The sequence below is a fragment of the Mucilaginibacter sp. P4_D1 genome, from assembly GCF_056401935.1.
In genome coordinates this window covers 1-20,351 of the sequence record NZ_JBFUIJ010000018.1, presented here as the reverse complement: position 1 = coordinate 20,351, position 20,351 = coordinate 1, and the positions used below count along the sequence as shown (strand labels likewise).

The following is a 20,351-nucleotide window of genomic DNA, read 5'->3' as shown; positions in this document are numbered from 1 at the left end:
TAGCAATGTATTTAAAACTGCCGGTAGTACAACCGGTGGTTCTAAACTACACAAATGCCATTATATTTGCAAGCGGCTATAAAACAAGTGTTTATTTTAAGGCTTTGGCTATGGCTTCTTCGGTAACCTTTGCCATAATTTTATAACCTGCCACATTGGGGTGTACACCATCGGTTGTTAATTCGGCCTTTTGCCCGTTGCGCTCGTCGACCAGTGGCGAAAAGTAGTCGAGCAAGGTAAAGTTATTAGCTTCGGCATAGGCCTTAATTTCTTTATTTAAGCTGATAATCTTATCGGCTGGTTTAAGGCCTTTACGCCATGGATAATCAAATACCGGAAGGTACTGGCAAAGGATTACTTTGATACCATGCAGCTTAGCCAATTCGGCCATCGAGCGTACATTATCCATAATAGTTTGGTTGCTCACATGCCCGGTATTCGCGGCAATATCGTTACTGCCGGCCAGTATAATAACCGCTTTGGCTTTTAAATCAATTACATCCTGCCTGAAACGGATTAACAACTGCGGCGAAATTTGACCGGCAATGCCGCGGTCGAGATATGGTCGGCCGGAAAAAAATTCGGGCACCCTGGCCTTCCAGAACTCAAATATCGAACTACCTAAAAAAACCACGCGTTTTTCGCCGGGTTTGGGTTCGCCTAACTGCTGGTTTTCTTTTTTGTAGTGCGATAGGGCAGCCCAATCGTCTTTAAAGTCTTCTTTTGCGGTATCAGGTTTGCTTTGCTGGGCAAACAGGTTCATGGCAAAAAAAATAGCCAGTGCCAGGGAATAAATACGTTTCATAACTGCGTTTTTCGGTTTAAACAAAAATAGCAGAAATATCTCCGCCGCACTGAGCTATTGTCAGGTGTATGAAATGTGGCTGTAAGGTAATATAAAGGTGTTGCAAAGCGGGCGCCAACGGTATGCGAAAAGAACTGTTTTATTTTGATGAAGGATAACGGTTTTAATGCTGTATCCTTAATTAATTAAGTTTGTTTAAAATTAAATTAATTAATAGTTATAAAACCTTTGCTTTGTTTTCTTGTTATCAAAATATATCTACCAACACTATGAAAACTTTTAACGAACATGAGTCAGTAATTTACACCGATGCGCGGGGCAACACAGTTGATACATTTGTGATATTTGATACCGATAAAACTACCGGCCTTACGCACATTAATCACATGAATTTAAGGGTGCAAACTGATAGTTTGCAACTACATCCGGCATCCATTGCCAAATGGAATTTACCAATGAAGGACGCCTTTAGTTTCCAGATATTTAAAAAACTGAAAGAAAAATACCAGGAACCTGCTATCCCAACTGTAAAGCGTACATTAACTGCCGAACCTGGTTACAAACTGGCAAAGGCCTCTTAATAATTAAACCAAAATATCATTCAATAAAAAACTCTGCCCTTTTATAATAGGCGGAGTTTTTTTACGATCTGTGCGGTGGTTTAATTAATTTGTTGCACCGCCATTTACCAGCAGGTGCTGTCCGTTAACAAATGACGAAAGGTCGCTTGCAAAAAATTCAGCGGCGTTGGCTACGTCTTCCACTTCGGCCAGGCGTCCCATCGGGCAGCTATCAAGCAATTGTTTCCTTAATTCGGGGTAACTGCCCGCTTCGGCAAATATGCCCGAATGGTCAACCGCAAACGGAATGATAGAGTTAACGGTAATTCCTTTATGACCTATCTCTTTTGATAATATATCAACCAGGTAACGTGGCGTTGTTTTGCTGCCGCCATACACAGCCATCCCTGGTACCGGAAATGATGTGGTGCTGGATGCTATGTAAATGATACGGCCATTATCCTCTACATTTTTGGCTGCCTGTTGCATTGTAAAGTAAGTTCCTTTAGTGTTAATGGAAAATACCCGGTCAAACTGTTCCTCGGTAAAATCAACTACCGGAGTTTCTACCAGCTCGATACCTGCGTTGGCCACTACAATATCTATTTTGCCAAATGCCTTTTTAGCTTCGGCAAACAATCTTTCAATATCAGCCACTTTGCTTACATCGGCTTGTACCGCTATAACCTTTGCACCCATGGCGGCTATATTACTAACAACTTCATCGGCCGATGCTTTGTCCCGCGAATAATTGATTACGATATCGGCGCCTAATGCGGCATAGCGCTCGGCTATAGCCTTCCCTAGTCCACGTGCTGATCCGGTTATTAATGCTACCTTATTATTTAATGAGTTCATGATTTCTATTTTTTGACGTTTTTGTCTTAATTCTTGATTCTAATCTCTTGACTCTATTTTAAGCCATTGCGCCATTTGCGCCAATGTTTTGCGCGCTTATCCATTTGGCATCGTCGCTGGCCAGGAATACAACTATTTTGGCAATGTCTTCAGGCTCGCCGATGCGGTTAAAGGCCGAAAGCGATGCCAGGCGGTCAATTACCTCCTGTGGTTTGCCCTTGGTAAACAATTCGGTATTTGTAGGGCCCGGAGATACGGAGTTTACATTGATGCCTCTTGCGCCAACCTCTTTGCTAAATACGCGGGTTAGTTGTTCAACTGCTGCTTTGGTGGCAACATAAGTACCATAAGTTGGCATTATTACCCGGGTTGTTGTTGATGAAAAATTTATGATGCTGCCGTTATTGGCCAGCTTGGTTGCTGCCTGGCGCATTGTATTAAACGTGCCGCGAACATTGATATCAAACTGGCGGGTAAAATCGTTGTCGGTAGTATCTTTCAACAGTTTGGTTATCATGATGCCAGCATTGTTTACCAATACATCAATTTTGCCGTAGTGGGCAATGGCGGCATCAAACATCGCGGCTACTTCATCGGCTTTGCTTACATCGGCTTGCAGGGCTATAGCATCGCCGCCGGCTGCTTTAATGGAGTTTACGGTTTGCGTGGCTGCTTCAAGCCCGCCGGCGTAGTTAATTATTACTTTTGCACCGGCTTGTGCCAGTTTGTGGGCTACTGCTGCTCCAATGCCTCTTGAGGCTCCGGTTACTAAAATTACTTTTTCTGCTAATGTGTTCATGGTTTCCTTTGTTATTTTATGTTGATGTCTTGTTTGTTTCGACATAACAAAGGTGAGGCTTGGGGTTACCTCAAATGATACACATATTAAAGCATTACATATAAATATCTAAGATGCGGCGGCTATGTGCTGTTTCCTGAATAAAACCGGCGACAGACCCGTGTGTTTTTTAAAGTAATTGCTAAAATGGGTCGACTCCGAAAAGCCCAACCGGTAGGCAATCTCCTTAATAGATATAGTTGAGTTTTGCAGCAATGCCCTGGCCTCGGATATCGTTTTTTCTGTTATCCAGGTACCAATGGGCCTACCGGTTTTTATTTTGATAACATTGCTCAGGTAATTGGGGTGCAGGCTTTGGGCATCGGCGTAATCCTGTACCCGGTATGCTTTTTCAATCAAGCCATTGCCCAGGTCGCGGTAATGTTTTTCCAGCAGTCGTTTAAACTCTTTTACAATTTGCGAACTGCGGTTGCCTTCATAAATGGGGTTATAGTCCTTCCAAAAGTATTCCTTTATTTTTAACAGCAATACCACAAACAGGTTCCCGATGATACGATTGCGGTAGGTACTGTGATTTTGATACTCCTTATTTATCAGCAGGTACAGTTGCTCAAACTCCGAAAATGCATCGGCAGCCAAAACGCGGGGCTGAACAGTTTCGGCAAGCAGGAATGGGAATTCTTCAAAAATATCCAGGTGAACATTTTCTTTCAGGAATGATTCGCTAAGTGTTACCAGGTATATTTCTTCTATCGTATACCAGTTATATGATTTGTAATGCCCCGGATTTGTAAAATATATAGTGCCAGGTACCGTATCAAAAACGAGTTCGTCGGTAGTATATTTGCCGTATCCGTTCTTAACAAATACAAACGAGAAAAAGTTAGGCCTGAAAATGAGCGATTGGTAGGGCAKGGTAGCATGCACATCCTTAAGGTTATGGATGGCAAAATCGGTTTTATCATCAATGCTATCCGCGGGCAATCCAAAATGGATGTATTGCTCTTTCAGATTGTTAAAAATTAGTTTCTCTTCGTCTTTCATAGTTAACTGCCAGCCTCTAAGTTAATGCAATCAGGCTATTTAATAGTTTCAGTTTCATCGATGAAAATTTTAATAAACATAATTTAAAGTTTATGTAAAATGATTGTTATAATTATTACATTGTACTTAAATTCATTTTTTAAAAAGTAGATGATTTTAGCTTAATTATGTCCGAAAGTATTGTAGGTATTTACGACGACAATGTTGCAACATGGCTTGCCTTTAAAGAGGGCAGCTGGGATGCCTACACACAACTTTACAACAACCATTTTAAAGTACTCAATAATTATGGTTACAAATTTACCCGCGATGTAAACATTATTGAAGATGCTATTCATGATCTGTTTATTAAACTTTGGACAAACAGGGCAACGCTTGGCACGCCGGCATCGGTAAAAAATTACCTGTATAAATCGTTGCGTGGTATTATTTTTCGCAAAATGCAGGGACAATCACGTTTTGTCGATTTAGAATCGGAAACCGATTATAATTTTTCGTTCGAGATATCCTTTGATCACCAGATTATTGCCAATGAAGAGGAACGCGAGCTTCAGCATAAAATAAAAACGGTAGTAAAAACTTTGCCGGCCAGGCAGCAGGAAATCATCTATCTGCGTTTTTACGAAGGCCTGGGCTATGAAGAGATATCCGATATTATGGAAATCAACATCAACTCTACCTACAAACTGCTTTATAAAGCATTCAACAACTTGCAGGGTGCGCTAAAAACTTCAAAACTGGTCATCGTTATTGGCCTTTACAGTTGTTTAGGTACCCATATTCACTCAAATTAAATTTATTTTTATTTAGGAGGGATAATTCCCGTATGCTCATGTATATAAGGTTTAAATCAGAAACTTATATAGCATGGAGATTGCAAAATACGGCACTTATACCCTACAGGATTTTTTAGATGATGACGATTTTCTTCAGTTTGTTATCAGCCCCACTAAAAATAACACCAACTTCTGGCAATCGGTTACAGCTATGTATCCTGCTCAAATGGAAATTATTGATGAAGCTGCCCAAATTATATTAGCTTACCGTAAGCAGGATGTTTTTACAAACGAAGCAAATCAACAAAAAGTTTGGAACCGTATTGAAGGTACTTTACACGGTAAAAGAGCAGTAAAACAAAAAGTATTCCGCTTAAACACCTTCCTGCGTGTAGCAGCCATGATCTTATTGGTATCATCGGTAGGGATAGCTTTCTGGATGCTGAAATACAACACAAAAAATGAAGTAGTTACCGCTTTTGGCGAATTGCGTACCGTTACCCTGCCCGATAATTCGATAGTGATACTTAACGGTAACTCCAAATTATCGTACGCCAACAACTGGGATAAAAAGKCGAGAGAAGTTTGGATTAGCGGTGAAGGCTTTTTCAGTGTAAAACATATTAATAAAGATCCCCGCCATATAAAAGCTACCGAAAGATTTATTGTGCATTGCAACGATGTTAATATCGAGGTGTTAGGTACCTCCTTTAATGTACGTAACAGGCACAATAAAACCAATGTGGGCCTGGTAAGCGGTAAAATTATGCTCCAATACCTTGACCTGGCATCGCATAACAACAAGTTGCTGGTGATGAAGCCGGGCGATTATGTGGAATACGCCCACCGGAAGGTGGTAACCCAAAAGAAGCTTGCTGTGCCCGAGAAATTAACACAGTGGACAAACCACCAATTACTTTTTAACAATGCTACGTTATCACAAATCGGCGAGGTCATGACCGACGACTATGGATATCACATTGATTATACCGACCCGGCTATTGCCAACCTGAAAATTGAAGGAGAGATAAGTGTATCAAACGTTGACGAACTTTTGGAAACAATCTCAACTACGTTATCGGTAAAGGTCACCCAAACAGACAAAAACATCACAATCACAAAAAATTAACCCCTAAACAACTCATTTATGCGAAAATTTGACTTTTCAACTTTTTTAAAATGTTGCTGTTTCTTGTTGGTGTTGCTCGGCCAGTCGGTTTACGGCTATGCCCAGCTGGCGCTTACCAGCAATAACAGGTTTCATACAAAAGCCCCGGGCTATGCCATGCAGCAGGTTGCCGAAAATAAAGTGCTGTTGAAGGATGCGCTTGAAAATATCAAAAAGCAATTCAATGTGCAAATTGCTTACCAGGAAGGGTTGCTGGATAATAAATTTATACCGGTAAGCTTATTTAACAACGCTAAGCAGTTTAACCTTGATGATAACCTGAAACAATTATTATCATTTTTTCAGCTGGAATACCGTAAAATCAGTAACAGCCAGATCTCTATTTATTCGGTAAAAGAAACTGTCGTTAATACGGCGCCTGTAGTTGCCGCTGTGTTAATAGGTAAGGTGGTTGACGAAAAAGACGGCTTGCCGGTTATAGGTGCATCGGTATATCTGAAAGCCGATCCTAGAATTGGCACATCAACTGATGTATTGGGTAATTTTAAACTGGTAGTTCCGGATAAATTTACCGGGAAACCACTAACCTTATTGGTTGCTTATATTGGTTATAATAAAGAGGAAGTTACGGTAACTGATTTAACATCGCCTGTTCAAATAAAATTGAAACAGAATAGCAGTACGCTTAACGAGGTTGTAGTAACCGCGCTTGGTATTAGTAAGCAAAAAAAATCATTAGGCTACTCGGTTACCGAGGTTAAAGGAACAGAATTTACCCAGGCCCGCGAAAATAACGTGGCTAACGCGCTGACTGGCAAGGTAGCCGGTGTAAACGCCGCTGGTTTATCAACAGGTCCGGGTGGTTCAAGCCGGATAGTTATACGTGGTAATGGCGGCCTTGCAGGCGATAACCAACCGCTGTACGTGGTAAACGGCATGCCAATTGACAACAGTGTACCCGGTGGCGCACCAACTGTAAACGGCATTACCAATAACGTTGACCGTGGCGATGGTATAGCTGCCTTAAACCCTGATGACATCGAGTCTATCAGTGTGTTAAAGGGAGGTACGGCAGCGGCTTTATATGGTTCGCGGGCAGCAAATGGTGTTATCCTTATCACTACTAAAAAGGGACGGATTCAAAAAGGAGTAGGAATCGAGTTTAATTCAACCGCTACTTATGATAATGTAGCAGTTTTTCCGGATTACCAGTATGAATACGGGCAAGGAGACGGCGGTGTAAAACCAACCACGCTCGCAACCGCCCAAGGAACCGGCAGGCGTTCATGGGGCTCAAAAATTGATGGTTCGACAGATTATGTTGCCGTTGATGGTAAAACACACCCGTACTCGGCTCAAAAAGATAACCTTAAAAACTTTTATCAAACCGGGAGTACCTATACCAATAGTCTTGCATTTTTAGGCGGCAATGAGGCAATCACTTACCGTTTCTCGGCAGCCGACCTGAGCAGTAAAGGTATTTTGCCGGGTACAACCTACGATAGGAAGACGTTTAACCTGGCATTAACCAGCAAGCTAAGCAATAAAATCTCTATCGAGGCCCTGGCGCAATACAATATTGAAACCGGCCATAACCGAACAGGTGCGGGCGATGCTTTAGGTAATCCTAACTGGACACCACTTGAAGTTGCCAACACGGTTGATGTACGCTGGCTTAAACCTGGATACGATGCTAGTGGCAATGAGATGGTTTGGAATGACGCGGCCATCGCATCAAACGGATACTTTGTTATTAATAAGTATAAGGAAGACGATGTTAAAAACCGCTTTATTGGCCAGGGATCTGTTTCTTATACCCCTATAAAGGACCTTACATTTAAAGCTACCCTAAGCAGAGACTTTTTTAACTACAATTATTCTAACGTACTGCCTACGGGAACGCTTTATGTGCCAAACGGGCAATACCAGGCCATTAAATCGGATGTATCTGAAACAAATGAACTGGTAACCGCTACTTATAAAACCAAAATCATCAGTGATTTAAATGTAGGGGTATTAGGAGGTGTTAACAGCCGTAAAAATATCACCAATCAGCAAACCTTAAACGGATCGCAGTTTGTGATACCTTATTTTTACAGCTCAACCAATCTTTCTACGGTGTCAACCACACCTTATAATGCTCAAATAGTAACCAATTCGGTATTCGGTTCGGCCGATTTTGATTACAAAAGCCTGTTGTTTTTATCGTTTACCGGTCGTAAAGATTGGTTTTCGACGCTTAGCGCTAAAAACAACAGCATATTTTATCCAAGTGTAGGTGGTAGTTTCATCCTTTCGGATGCTGTTAAACTGCCAGAGCTTTTTAACCTGGCAAAATTAAGGGCATCATGGGCCCAGGTAGGCGGCGGCGCTCCTGATCCTTATGTTATTAACCTCACTTACAGTAACGTGCCAAGTGCGGGCCAGCCTTTACAAAACGTAACAAGCAATAATATTACAAATAGTAACCTTAAACCTTATACTTCAACAACTTTAGAGGGAGGGATTGAACTGCAAATGCTGCAAAACCGCTTAGGGTTGGATGTTACAGTGTATGACCGTAAAACCACAAATGATATTGTTAATACGGCCATATCATCAACATCGGGTTATAACAATGTAATCCTTAACGTAGGCGAGGTAAGCAATAAAGGTATTGAGGTATTGCTGAACGGCAGCCCAATAAAATCAAAGGACTTTACCTGGAATACCAGTTACAACGTTGCTTATAATGATAACAAGGTAGTAAAACTTGCACCGGGCTTATCTACCATACAGCTTGCAAATTCTGTGGGCAACTGGGGGCTTTTAAATAATACCGAAGGAATGTCATTCGGAACCATATATGGTACCCATATGTTAAGAAACAGTGCCGGCGACGTGGTTTTTAATGCCACTACAGGTTTACCGGTTGTAGCACCATACGCCCCGCTTGGTAAAAGTGTTGCGCCGCTTACTATGGGTTTAACTAACGAATTCAGATACAAACGGGTTTCGTTAAGCTTCCTGCTCGACGGTAAATTCGGTAACAAAGTGTTTTCGGTAATGGAAGTATATGCAACCCGTTTAGGTTTGATGAAGTCAACATTGCCCGGTCGCGAAAATGGCCTGGTTCTAAATGGTGTTGACCAAAAGGGGGCACCGTATACCCGCACGGTACCCGTTAGCGGCCTGCGTACCTATTATGACAACTATAAAACGTATTCAGATTTGTTTTTGCATGATGGCAGCTTTGTTAAGCTTCGCCAGGTTATATTATCATACAATCTGCCTGCTATCGATTTAAAGGCCGTGCATATTCAGTCGGCAAGTATCTCGCTGGTATCACGTAACCTGTGGACTATCTATAAAAAGACAAAAAATTTCGACCCGGAAGAAAGTTTTACCAACAGCAATACCCAGGGGTTCGAATCCATTGGTTTGCCGCGTACCCGTTCTCTTGGTGTAAACCTTTCAGTTAAATTCTAATATTAAAGTTGAATACGATGAAAAGACATATAACAAAATATACCCATTGTTTACTGGTCATGCTCGGCATTATCGCTATACAATCGTGTACCAAAAATTTCGATACCCTTAATGTTAACCCCAACGCGTCGTCGAAAGCTGTTCCTCAATATATATTCACTAAAGCCGAATATGATGGCACAAGCCGGATGCTCGATCTTTTATTGGGTACCATGCAGTATACCACCAGCTTTAATGATGTTGCCGGTTTTGGCAGTAAATACGTTTTAGCCCAAAGCCAGCAATCCGCAGCCGCGTTCAGCAGTGCTTATCCTAACGAGATCAATGAGCTGGTTGAAGTAATTAAAGCGGCAGGTACTGATGCATCGCAGGTTAACCTGGTTGCCGAGGCACGTATCTGGCGGGTATATTGCTTTAGCAGGCTTACTGATTTGTATGGCGATATCCCATATTCCCAGGCAGCGCAAGGTTATAACGGATCAATTTACAAGCCTGCCTATGATGCGCAAAAGGATATCTATGCCGACATGCTGAAAGAACTTGACCAGGCTGCCACATCGCTTGATGCCAGCAAAGCAACTTTTGGCGCCGCCGATTTGATTTACGGTGGAAGCACTGATAAATGGAAAAAATTCGCTTATTCGCTGATGTTAAGGTGTGCTATGCGCATGACCAAGGTTGATTTAACTTCGGCGCAATCATGGGCAACTAAAGCTATTGCCGGTGGTGTTATATTAAACGATGCGGATATCGCCAAAGTTCCTTATGTTGGTTCTGGCCAGGATATCAATAAAAATCCAATGGCAAATGACCTGTGGAACAATGACTATATTGCCCAGAACGGAACAACCAATACCGAAGGCGGTAAATATCAGGATGTTTTTATCAACTACCTTAAAGCCAATAAAGACCCCCGGCTGGGCGTAATATCAATTGTGTACAATAGCGGGGCTGCCGATACTACATCAGCTATACAAAAAGGGATGTCGTCAGGATTGAACGCCAAACCGGCCGACTTTGTGACCTACTCTGAACCTAATCCAAAAACGATATTACTTTTGAATTCTCCGCGGCTGGTATTTACTGCAGCCGAGAGCTATTTTCTGTTGGCCGAGGCAGCATCAAGAGGATGGTATAGCACTGCTACAGCAGCTTCATTGTATCAAAATGGTATAGCAGCCTCCATGCGCCAGTGGGCAGTTATAGGTGGCAGCGCAGGTGCAATCAGCGACGTGCAGATTAATACGTACATCAATTACCATCCTTTTAACGCTACCGGTACCCTTGATCAAAAACTGGCGCAGATATATACTGAGTTTTGGATTGGTATTTTCCCGGATGCGCAGGAAGTATTTGCTACTTACAGGCGTACAGGATACCCGGCTTTGGTGCCTAATAATTATGTAGGTAATGCCACCGGCGGCAAAATATTCAGGAGGATGTTGTACCCTATATCCGAGCAAAATCTTAATGCCGCATCGTACGCAGCTGCAATTGCGCGGCAGGGTGCAGATGAGTTCCTGACAAGGATGTGGTGGGACAAATAATGCATTCGTGTTAATAAATTGATAGATTGGTTTAAGGAAGGGTTTGGTTGCCCTTCCTTTTTTAATTTTTACTGATGACGAGATATTTTTATTTGTTAGTGCTGGTGATATGTTGCAATGGAGCCATTGCACAAAACGACCTGGTGAAAGACGATAATGCCAGTAATTATAACCTGAACAAGCCCGAACGGGAGCTTTGGCTTAAAAATACAGGCTTGGGTTTGTTTATCCATTTTAGTATGGATGGGCAGTTGGGCCTGGTTATCAGCCACTCGCTGGTAGGGGCAAGTGATGACTATGTAAACCGGTATTTTACCGAATTGCCGAAGACCTTTGATCCATCAAAATTCGACCCGCACCAGATAGCTGTATTGGCTAAGCTTGCCGGCATGAAGTATATTGTTTTTACCACTAAACATCATTCGGGCTTTTGCATGTGGGATACCAAAACTACCGGTTTTAATATCACCCATACTCCTTATAAAAAAGACCTGTTGAAAGAATTTGTTGATGCCACGCGCGAGGTCGGTCTACAGGTGGGTTTTTATTTTTCGCCGGAAGACTTTAGTTTTTTGCATGACCATCACATTACAATAAGCCGGACGGATGTTAAAATGGATGCAGCCACCCGCAAAGCCTATGATGATTATACCCGGCAGCAATGCGAAGAACTGATGACCAAATACGGCAAAATAGATGTGCTTTTTATTGATGGCGACCCCAAAGAAATTGTAAAGCAAACCTGCTGGAAATTGCAGCCCGATTTGCTGATCACCCGCGGGGCTATCAAGACGCCCGAGCAGATTATGCCGGGGGCAATGATCAACGAACCATGGTTATCATGCATTACCATGGGTACCGCATGGGGCTACCAGCCAACTAACGAGCGTTATAAATCGGGCAGCCAGCTGATTGGTTTATTGATAGAAGCCAGGGCTAAAGGCGGATCGCTGTTACTGAACGTTGGCCCAAAACCTAACGGCGAACTACCTATAGAACAGGAAGAACGGTTGCGCGAAATGTCGGCATGGTATTTTATAAACCGCGAATGTATTGACGATGTTCGGAGTTGGGTTGTAAGCAAAGAGGGAAATATTTGGTTTACCCAAAAAGACGGGCATACACTTTACGCCATAGTAACCGATGCCGCCGACTGGAAGGAAGGTACGCGTAAAACTTTCACTATTCGCTCGGCAATCAGTACGCCCGATACCAGAATAAGCGTTTTGGGGCAAAATAGCCAGGTAATTGAATATAAAAGTGATGACGTAAGCTGCAGGTATACCCAAACAGGTAAAGGATTGGAAGTATCGGTTGTGAAAGCGCAACGTATTTATGACGATCATCGCTGGCCAAACCCGGTTGTTATTAAGCTGGATAATGTAAACCCCGCTTTTAAAGAAGCGGTTATTGTTGAAACCGGTGGTACTACATTGGCGAAAGGCCCGGTGGTATTAAAAGGCCGGATAGTAAACTACAAAACACCCTTGGTTAAACTGGCCCGTTTTGATTACAGGCCTTACCGTGGCCAGGTTGAAACCCTATACGCCGGTAAATGGACTGCCAGCGCCTGGGTGCCCATTAAGCCCGATGGCAGCTTTCAACTTACACTACCCCTGAAAGGTAGCTATGAGTATAAAGCCATAGTACAACAGGAAAACGTGGAAATAGAGGGGGAGAACAAATTGCTGAGATAAGCTAAACGCCAGATGGTTAATCGTAGGTGGATTGAATTGGTTTCACGATACCAATCAGTTGTTTTGTAATAAAGTTAACGATTGATAAAAAATTTGAATTAAGGTGCTATTTTTATCCGCAAGGAAAAGTAAACCTCCCATAAATCAAGTTATGTTCAAATCATTATTGTTAACCGTGTTTTCATTTTTGGTTGCTGCGCAGTTAAGCAGTGCCAAAGTAAGCCTGCCATCTGTTTTTAGCGATAATATGGTTTTGCAGCAAAAAACCAAAGCTGCTATTTGGGGGAAAGCCGAAGCCGGTAAAAAGGTAGTGATAACAACAACCTGGTCTGGCAAAAAATACAGTACCATCGTTGACCCCGACGGAAACTGGAAAATAAAAGTTGGAACCCCATCATATGGCGGGCCTTTTACCATCACCATTTCGGATGGAGAGGCGCTGGAGTTGAAGAACGTGATGATAGGCGAAGTGTGGTTATGCTCTGGTCAGTCGAACATGGAAATGCCGGTGGCGGGATGGGGAAAAATAAATAATTATGAAAAAGAAATGGCCGGGGCTAATTACCCGAATATTCGTTTGTTGCAGGTTGAGCATATAACCAGCAGTATACCCTTGGCCGATGCAAAAGTAACCAAAGGTGGGTGGGTGCCCTGCACACCCGAAAATGTGGCCGAATTTTCGTCGGTTGCCTATTTTTTTGCAAGGGAAATTTATAGTAAAACAAATATACCCATCGGCTTAATCCATACCTCATGGGGCGGAACTATTGCCGAGGCCTGGACAAGCGGCACTGCTTTACGAACTATGCCCGAGTTTGTTGAACCTGTAACCACCGTTGAAACAGAGAATAAAGAAGAAGCCCAAAAAGCTTATGTGCTTAAGGCGCAGCAATGGCAAAGCCTTATTGCCGAAAAGGATTCGGGGTATAACCAGGGCAAGCCGGTTTGGCTGGCGGCAGATCTGGATGTTTCTAAATGGCACGATATGGTTTTGCCATCTATTTTGGAGAAAACCTTGCCAAATTTTGATGGCGTTATTTGGTTACATAAAAAAATAGTTGTTCCGGATGATTGGGCGGGCAAGCCTGTTAAGTTAAGCCTGGGCGCGGTTGATGATGCCGATATCACCTGGTTCAATGGCGAAAAAGTAGGCGAAACCGCAGTTTATAATACGCCAAGGATGTATACCATACCCGGTAACCTGGTTAAAGCCGGCGAAAATATAATTACCATCCGCGTGTTTGATGGCATGGGCAATGGAGGCCTTTACAGTGATGCCAAATTACTATACCTGGCTAATGATAATGGCCAGCAAATCCCGTTAAACAATGCCTGGCAGTATCGTATAGGTATGAACATGAAAAACATGCCGCCTTTTCCAACCGATCCTAAAAGCCCCAACCGGCCTTCGGTATTGTTTAATGCAATGATTAACCCATTTATACAGTACGCTATTAAAGGCGCTATCTGGTACCAGGGCGAATCAAATTCGGGCAGGGCGTATCAATACCGTCAATTGTTCCCCACCATGATCAACGATTGGCGTGCCAGGTGGGGCGAGGGTAACTTCCCTTTTTATTTTGTGCAACTGGCCAATTACTACATCACCGAACCGCAGCCCTCAGCCTCAGATTGGGCCGAATTGCGGGAAGCCCAACTTAAAACACGCTCGCTGCCAAATACAGGCATGGCCGTTGCTATTGACTTGGGCGGGTACGATATTCACCCAAAAAACAAGCAGGAAGTAGGACGCAGGCTGGCATTGGCCGCCCTTGCTAAAACCTATGGTGAAAAAATTGATTATTCGGGGCCTATATTTCAAAAGTATGCCATCAAAGATGATAAAGTAACGCTTTCCTTTAAATTTGGAGACGGCCTTAAAACCACCGACGGGCAGCCGCTAAAAGGGTTTGCCATTGCCGGTGCCGACCAGAAATTTTATTGGGCGGATGCTGTGATTGTTGGCGATAAAGTTGTAGTAAGCAGTACACAGGTAAGCAACCCGGTAGCAGTTAGGTACGCCTGGGGAATTAACCCGGTATGTAATTTGTACAATGCCGCGGGTCTGCCTGCGTCGCCCTTCCGTACTGATGAATGGCCGGGTGTTACGTTGAATAAGAAGTAGTTTAGGAGCAGGGCGACTCATGTAAAGTGGGTTAACATAACTTAACACATTTTGGATTTTATTTTTATAACTGTTTGATAATAAATATTTTGTGTTTTATCATGGTTAACACTAAACTGATGTTTTACACAACTTAAGCATACCCAAATGTTTGTCCTTTTGCCGGCCAAACAGGTGGCACAAGGAAACTCTGAAGGGGAAATTAGATACTAAAGAGCGTTGTCATACTGAGCCTGTCGAAGCATAGCGGGCAAAGGCCTCTCCGCGCGACCCTTCGACAGGCTCAGGGTGACAGGCCTGCGCACTTCAAAAATTCAAACATGTCATGGGTTGCCTGTCGAAGCATACCAAGCAAAGGCCTGTTTGTGCGACCATGCCATTTATTTTTATAAACTTCCTGGCACATTTATACACCTTTTTCAAAAGGTACGAAAAATTTATTACCTAAAATTTGTTTCGTACGAAAATATTCCTACCTTTGAATTGTTATGAGTGAAACACAACAAAACAAGCAACTGGAACCTACAAAATCCGAACTGGAAATATTACAGGTTTTATGGGAAAAAGGCCCATCAACAGTTCGTGCGGTTAATGATGAGCTGCTGAAGCAAAAAGAGGTAAATTATACTACCACGCTAAAGCTGATGCAGATTATGGCCGATAAAGGTATCCTTAACCGGGACGAAAGCCAGATGAAGCACATTTACAGCGTGGCCGAAGAAGAGCAAAAAACCAAGTCGCATTTGCTGGATAAGTTTGTTGATTCGATGTACAAAGGATCGGCAAGTAAACTGGTAATGCAGTTGCTGGGCAACAAAAAAACAAGCGACCAGGAATTGCAGGAGATCAAAGAAATTTTAAGAAAACTGGAGGAATAAACCATGACTTACCTGAATGAATTACTGCCCCAGGGCTTCACCACAGCCTTAAGCTACACGCTGCTGCACTCGTTGTGGCAGGGCGTTATACTTGCTGTAATCACCAGCCTTATATTGGTGTTTACCCGCAGGCAAGCAGCGGCAAAACGCTACACGTTAATGGTAGGCGCACTGATGTTGTTTGCTTTAACGGCCATAGGTACATTCATTTGGGAAGTTAACCAAACAGCAGCAGGTAAAATATCACCGGCCAGCTACAATTCAAATAATCAAACACCGCATCTGCCTGTTTTGGGGGTAGCCGGGTTTACGCAAGGTTCGGTAATTGATAAGAGTATAAACTATGTGAACACCCATGTCCAACCGATAGCTTTCGTATGGTTTTTGGTGGTTTTTGCGCGCAGCTTCCAGCTATTGGCCGGGCTACAGGGCCTGCATCACTTGCGGCGCAGGTCTGTTTTTACGGTTGATGAATATTGGCAACAACGGGTTGCTTTGTTGTCGCAGAAATTGGGGATAAAGCAAATGATAGGCATTGCCGAATCGGGCATAGCAAAAGTACCTATGGTGATTGGCCACTTGAAACCATTGATCCTGATCCCGGTTGGTTTGTTAACCGCCTTACCGCCTGCCGAAGTTGAAGCTATCCTGGTACATGAGTTGGCCCATATCCGCCGGAGAGATTATTTGATAAACCTTTTACAAAGCTTCATCGAGATCATTTTCTTTTTTAACCCGGCCGTGCTATGGCTGTCGGCCCTGATCCGTACCGAGCGGGAAAACTGCTGCGATGATATAGCCGTACAGGAAACAAGCAGCAAGGTAAACTACATCAGGGCGCTGGTAAGCTGCCAGGAGTTCCAGCTATCGGCACCGGCCTACGCTATGGCTTTCCCCGGCAAGCGCTATCAGTTGATTAACAGGGTTAAACGCATGGCATCGGGCGATAACAAAAGTTTAAATATTCGCGAACGCTCTGTTTTGGCCGTGTTATTATTAAGCGCCGGCTTGCTCACCATGGCTTTTAGCAATGCCAAAAGGATTGATAAAATGTTGATTAATACCAGCAAAACGGTATCACACGCGGTTGTTTCTGTAAAAAAAGAGCTGTTTCCTAAAGAAGATATCTCATCGCATCATGCTGATTTAAAACCAGGTGAAAACAATAAAGAAGCAAAAGCAACACTTGCCGCGTCTTTAAAGGCAACTGCCCCGATTTTGGCAGATACGCCTGCTAAAGCAAAACCATTGGATACCCTAAAAGGTAAATTAGGCAGATTGCATGGTGGTCTTGGAACACTAAGCAAACTTGATGAACAAAAGGACTTGGCAAAAGCCGATTCTAYTAATCAAAGCAGAACGCAAACTACAAAACCAACGGCGCCTGCAAATAACGCTTATAGTTATGGCAGCAAGCCCTATAATAAACAAGACTATAAGTCAGTGTACAAAGCCGATTATAAACCTTACCATGCACCAACCGAACCAAGTATAGGCGAGGTGGTTACTGCCGAATTGAAAAAGGACGGGTTGATTGATGCTGATGCCCCTAAGGTTTCTTTTAAACTTAGCCAAAGTGAAATGATCATTAACGGTGTAAAACAGCCGGATGATGTTTTCCAGAAATACAAGAAGAAGTATGTGCCCGTTACCGGCAAAAACCAATGGACGTTGTATAATAATTACGATACCGATACCAAAGTAACCACCACCGACAAGCCTTAGTGTCGTGTCATCGATAAAATGACGGATAGTCTTTAGCCAAAAGCCTTAGTTCCAGGTCAAAGAAGAAAAAATCAACTTTAGGCTTACGACTTAGTACTGTTGACTTAACACTAAATTATCCTGACTGCATGAATTTTAACCCGCCCCAAACAGGCGAACGGGTATTGCCATGCCCAAAATTTGAAAAATATTTAAGATTAAATAACAGATCAACCTAAAAGAAACCTCTTAGCACCCATCAATATGAAATTAACAATTGCAGCTTTTTTAGCCGCCTGGCTTTCTATTGCCTCGACTTTGGTAAACGCCCAAAAATTGATAACGATAACAGGTAAAATTAAAAGCACCGATGCCAAACCGCTGGATGGTGCTACAGTTTACTTATATAAGGTTACAGACTCGGCACTGGTAAAAACAGGTGTGGCAGATGTTATGGGGACTTATGTTTTAAAAAATTTAAAAGCCGGACAGTATAAGATGGCCGTTAGCATGATAGGCTATCGAAATTATAAGAGTGCACCTTTTACGTTTGAAAAAGATATGGTGCTACCGGATATTATTTTGCAGCTTGCCGGTAAAGAATTAAAAGAAGTAGCCGTTGTTGGCCAAAAGCAATTGGTTGAGCACAAAATTGACCGCACTGTTGTAAACGTAGATGCCATGATTGGTAATGGTGGCAATACGGCTATGGATGTGCTTGATAAATCGCCGGGCGTAATCGTCGATCAGAATGGGGGGATCAGCCTTAACGGCAGCGGCAGCGTGAAGATTTATATCGACGATAAGCCCACCTACTTATCAGGGGTAGATCTGCAGAACTACCTGCGCTCGTTACCGGCATCAACTATCGACCAGGTTGAATTAATGACCAACCCGCCAGCCAAATACGATGCCGCAGGGAACGGCGGAGTAATCAACATCCGCATCAAAAGGAATAAAGCAAAAGGCTTTAACGGTGGCCTTAACATGAATTATACCCAAGGCAAGTACGGCAAAACCATCAATAGTTTTAACTTTAATTTCAGGGACAACAAAATCAACGTATTTGGCAACCTGGCCTATAGCACCTTTAATTCGTTTAATGACCTGGTTATTAACAGGTACTTTTTGAACGATGATGGCAGCCCGGCTTCCAATTTTTTGCAACACTCATTTATCCGCAGGCAAACAAAAAACCTGAACCTGAGGCTTGGGGCCGACTATTACGTGTCTGATAAAACTACAATCGGCATCAATATATTTGGCTTATTAAATCCCGGCGATATCAATACCCGTAATACCAGCAAATTACTTGATGCCGCCAACGTTTTGGATTCGACTATTGTAGCCGATAATAAGGAGCATATTAACTTTAAGAACGGCAATGTAAACCTTAATTACCGCCACCAGTATAACAAAAAAGGGCAGGAGCTTACAGTCGACTTTGATTATTTGAACTACAATAACAGCACAAAGCAATCGTTTTTAAACACCGGGTATTTACCGGATGGAACAGTGATAAGCAACGACCTGCTCACAGGTAACCTGCCCGAAAATATTCACATCTACTCGGCCAAAACAGATTATACACACCCTTTAAATAACGGCGTTAAACTGGAGGCCGGGCTTAAAATCAGTAATACCCAAACCGATAATATTGCCAACTACTTTTATACCATTAACAATGTAACCAACCCCGATTATGGTAAAACCAATCACTTTATTTATAAAGAACAAATAAACGCTGCCTACATTAATACAAGTAAAGATTGGAAACGATTTTCGGCGCAGGCCGGGTTGAGGTTTGAAAACACCGCATCAAACGGGCACCAGTTAGGTAATGTGCAAAAATCCGATTCAACATTTAAGCGAAATTACAATGGTTTGTTTCCAACTGTTTACCTGCAATATAAGCTGGATACAGCAGGCAGCCAAAGCATCAGCCTGAATTATGGACGGCGGATTGACAGGCCGTATTACGAGGACTTAAATCCTTTTTTGTCGCCCCTGGATAAGTTTACCTATTATACCGGTAATCCATTCCTTAAGCCATCGTATACCAACAACATTGAGTTGGCCTATAACTGGAAAAACGTTACAGTAACCCTAAACTACAGCAATACGCAGGACGATGTAAACGAAACTATCGAGATATTAAATGGTATTTACTATAGCCGGCCAGGCAATTTAGGCAGTATAACGGTAAAGGGTATCGCAGCCGACGCGGGTTTCGATCTTGCCAAATGGCTTAACTTTCATTTGTATTCAAGGGTTTCCAATATACACTCGGTAAGCGAGTTTTATACCGGCACGTTAAACACACAGGGAACATACTTTTTTGTACGGCCGGTATTCAAGTTTAAACTACCGCATGATTGGACAACCCAACTGGATGGCGGTTATCAAAGTAAAATAACAAACGCCCAGTTTGTAACTGTGAGTAGGGGTCGTGTTAACGCGTCGGTATCTAAAAAGTTTTCGCCGTCCTTTACCGTCAGCCTGGTGGCCAATGATATTTTTTATACTTTCAATGGTGGCGGCGTTATCAATAACCTGGCAAATACCCGCGCCAATTGGACAAACCTTGGCGATAGCCGCAACTTAGCATTATCGTTAAGCTATCGCTTTGGCAAAACAATTTCCGGTTTGCGCAAACACGATGCAAACGGTGCCGAAAGTGAGCAAAACAGGGTGAAGAACTAAAAAAAGAATTAAGAGGCCGTATCATAAATCAAATGATGCGGTCTTTTTATTTTACGGCGGATAAATCGATTTCAAGTAGTTTTTTGATGTTGATTTCGAACTAACGAATATTATTGATTAAGAACGAGTGAAAAGAAGGCCTTTAGGCAGCTTTTTTTCTTAGGTTTTGTGCGATTGAAAGTAAGCCCCATTCTATCGCTACTTTTTCTTTCCCACGGAGCATGAAGCGTCGGAACCCGTGGTTCTGTTTGATATTTC

15 protein-coding genes are annotated in these 20,351 nt (G+C 42.8%); 10 read left to right on the top strand and 5 right to left on the bottom strand.

Annotation, left to right across the window (positions count from 1 at the left end):
• Positions 1 to 91 precede the first annotated feature (91 nt).
• Positions 92 to 805, bottom strand: a complete 714-nt coding sequence (locus tag AC1DV1_RS16830; RefSeq protein WP_477361226.1) for an SGNH/GDSL hydrolase family protein — start codon at positions 803 to 805, stop codon at positions 92 to 94.
• Positions 806 to 1,074: 269 nt separating this feature from the next.
• Between AC1DV1_RS16830 and AC1DV1_RS16825 the strand changes: the two genes are divergently transcribed.
• Positions 1,075 to 1,386, top strand: coding sequence for a hypothetical protein (locus tag AC1DV1_RS16825; RefSeq protein WP_477361224.1), 312 nt, complete (start codon positions 1,075 to 1,077; stop codon positions 1,384 to 1,386).
• A gap of 84 nt (positions 1,387 to 1,470) precedes the next feature.
• Here the strand turns inward: AC1DV1_RS16825 and AC1DV1_RS16820 are convergent, their stop codons facing one another.
• The 3 genes from AC1DV1_RS16820 to AC1DV1_RS16810 all read right to left on the bottom strand — a co-directional run bounded on the left by AC1DV1_RS16820 (position 1,471) and on the right by AC1DV1_RS16810 (position 4,066).
• Positions 1,471 to 2,223, bottom strand: coding sequence for a glucose 1-dehydrogenase (locus AC1DV1_RS16820; protein ID WP_477361222.1), 753 nt, complete (start codon positions 2,221 to 2,223; stop codon positions 1,471 to 1,473).
• 58 nt (positions 2,224 to 2,281) lie between these two features.
• Entirely contained in the window at positions 2,282 to 3,022 is a 741-nt protein-coding gene (locus AC1DV1_RS16815; RefSeq protein ID WP_477361220.1) for an SDR family oxidoreductase, read from the bottom strand.
• 108 nt (positions 3,023 to 3,130) lie between these two features.
• On the bottom strand, positions 3,131 to 4,066 hold the full coding sequence (locus AC1DV1_RS16810; protein ID WP_477361218.1) for a helix-turn-helix domain-containing protein: 936 nt from the start codon (positions 4,064 to 4,066) through the stop codon (positions 3,131 to 3,133).
• Between the two features lie 167 nt (positions 4,067 to 4,233).
• Between AC1DV1_RS16810 and AC1DV1_RS16805 the strand changes: the two genes are divergently transcribed.
• The 9 genes from AC1DV1_RS16805 to AC1DV1_RS16765 all read left to right on the top strand — a co-directional run bounded on the left by AC1DV1_RS16805 (position 4,234) and on the right by AC1DV1_RS16765 (position 20,093).
• A complete protein-coding gene (locus AC1DV1_RS16805) occupies positions 4,234 to 4,860 on the top strand; it encodes an RNA polymerase sigma factor (protein ID WP_477361216.1) in 627 nt (208 codons plus the stop codon).
• Between the two features lie 73 nt (positions 4,861 to 4,933).
• Positions 4,934 to 5,971 carry a FecR family protein gene (locus AC1DV1_RS16800; RefSeq protein WP_477361214.1) on the top strand — a complete coding sequence of 346 codons (1,038 nt, stop codon included), beginning with the start codon at positions 4,934 to 4,936 and terminating at the stop codon, positions 5,969 to 5,971.
• An 18-nt stretch (positions 5,972 to 5,989) separates the two neighbouring features.
• Positions 5,990 to 9,439: a SusC/RagA family TonB-linked outer membrane protein gene (locus AC1DV1_RS16795; RefSeq protein WP_477361212.1), complete on the top strand. Its 3,450-nt coding sequence runs from the start codon at positions 5,990 to 5,992 to the stop codon at positions 9,437 to 9,439.
• 17 nt (positions 9,440 to 9,456) lie between these two features.
• Complete coding sequence (locus tag AC1DV1_RS16790; protein ID WP_477361210.1) at positions 9,457 to 10,986, top strand: SusD/RagB family nutrient-binding outer membrane lipoprotein; 1,530 nt, start codon at positions 9,457 to 9,459, stop codon at positions 10,984 to 10,986.
• Between the two features lie 74 nt (positions 10,987 to 11,060).
• Entirely contained in the window at positions 11,061 to 12,683 is a 1,623-nt protein-coding gene (locus tag AC1DV1_RS16785; RefSeq protein WP_477361208.1) for an alpha-L-fucosidase, read from the top strand.
• Between the two features lie 151 nt (positions 12,684 to 12,834).
• Positions 12,835 to 14,808: a sialate O-acetylesterase gene (locus tag AC1DV1_RS16780; protein ID WP_477361206.1), complete on the top strand. Its 1,974-nt coding sequence runs from the start codon at positions 12,835 to 12,837 to the stop codon at positions 14,806 to 14,808.
• Positions 14,809 to 15,296: 488 nt separating this feature from the next.
• Positions 15,297 to 15,686 (top strand): BlaI/MecI/CopY family transcriptional regulator, encoded by a 390-nt coding sequence (locus tag AC1DV1_RS16775; RefSeq protein ID WP_147052007.1) that lies wholly within the window; start codon positions 15,297 to 15,299, stop codon positions 15,684 to 15,686.
• Positions 15,687 to 15,689: 3 nt separating this feature from the next.
• Entirely contained in the window at positions 15,690 to 17,411 is a 1,722-nt protein-coding gene (locus tag AC1DV1_RS16770; protein WP_477361204.1) for a M56 family metallopeptidase, read from the top strand.
• Positions 17,412 to 17,654: 243 nt separating this feature from the next.
• Positions 17,655 to 20,093 carry a TonB-dependent receptor gene (locus tag AC1DV1_RS16765; protein WP_477361202.1) on the top strand — a complete coding sequence of 813 codons (2,439 nt, stop codon included), beginning with the start codon at positions 17,655 to 17,657 and terminating at the stop codon, positions 20,091 to 20,093.
• A 142-nt stretch (positions 20,094 to 20,235) separates the two neighbouring features.
• On the opposite strand, the gene AC1DV1_RS16760 is transcribed toward AC1DV1_RS16765, so the two are convergent.
• Positions 20,236 to 20,351 (bottom strand): transposase (locus AC1DV1_RS16760; RefSeq protein ID WP_477361339.1); only part of this gene is annotated, 116 nt, incomplete at its 5' end.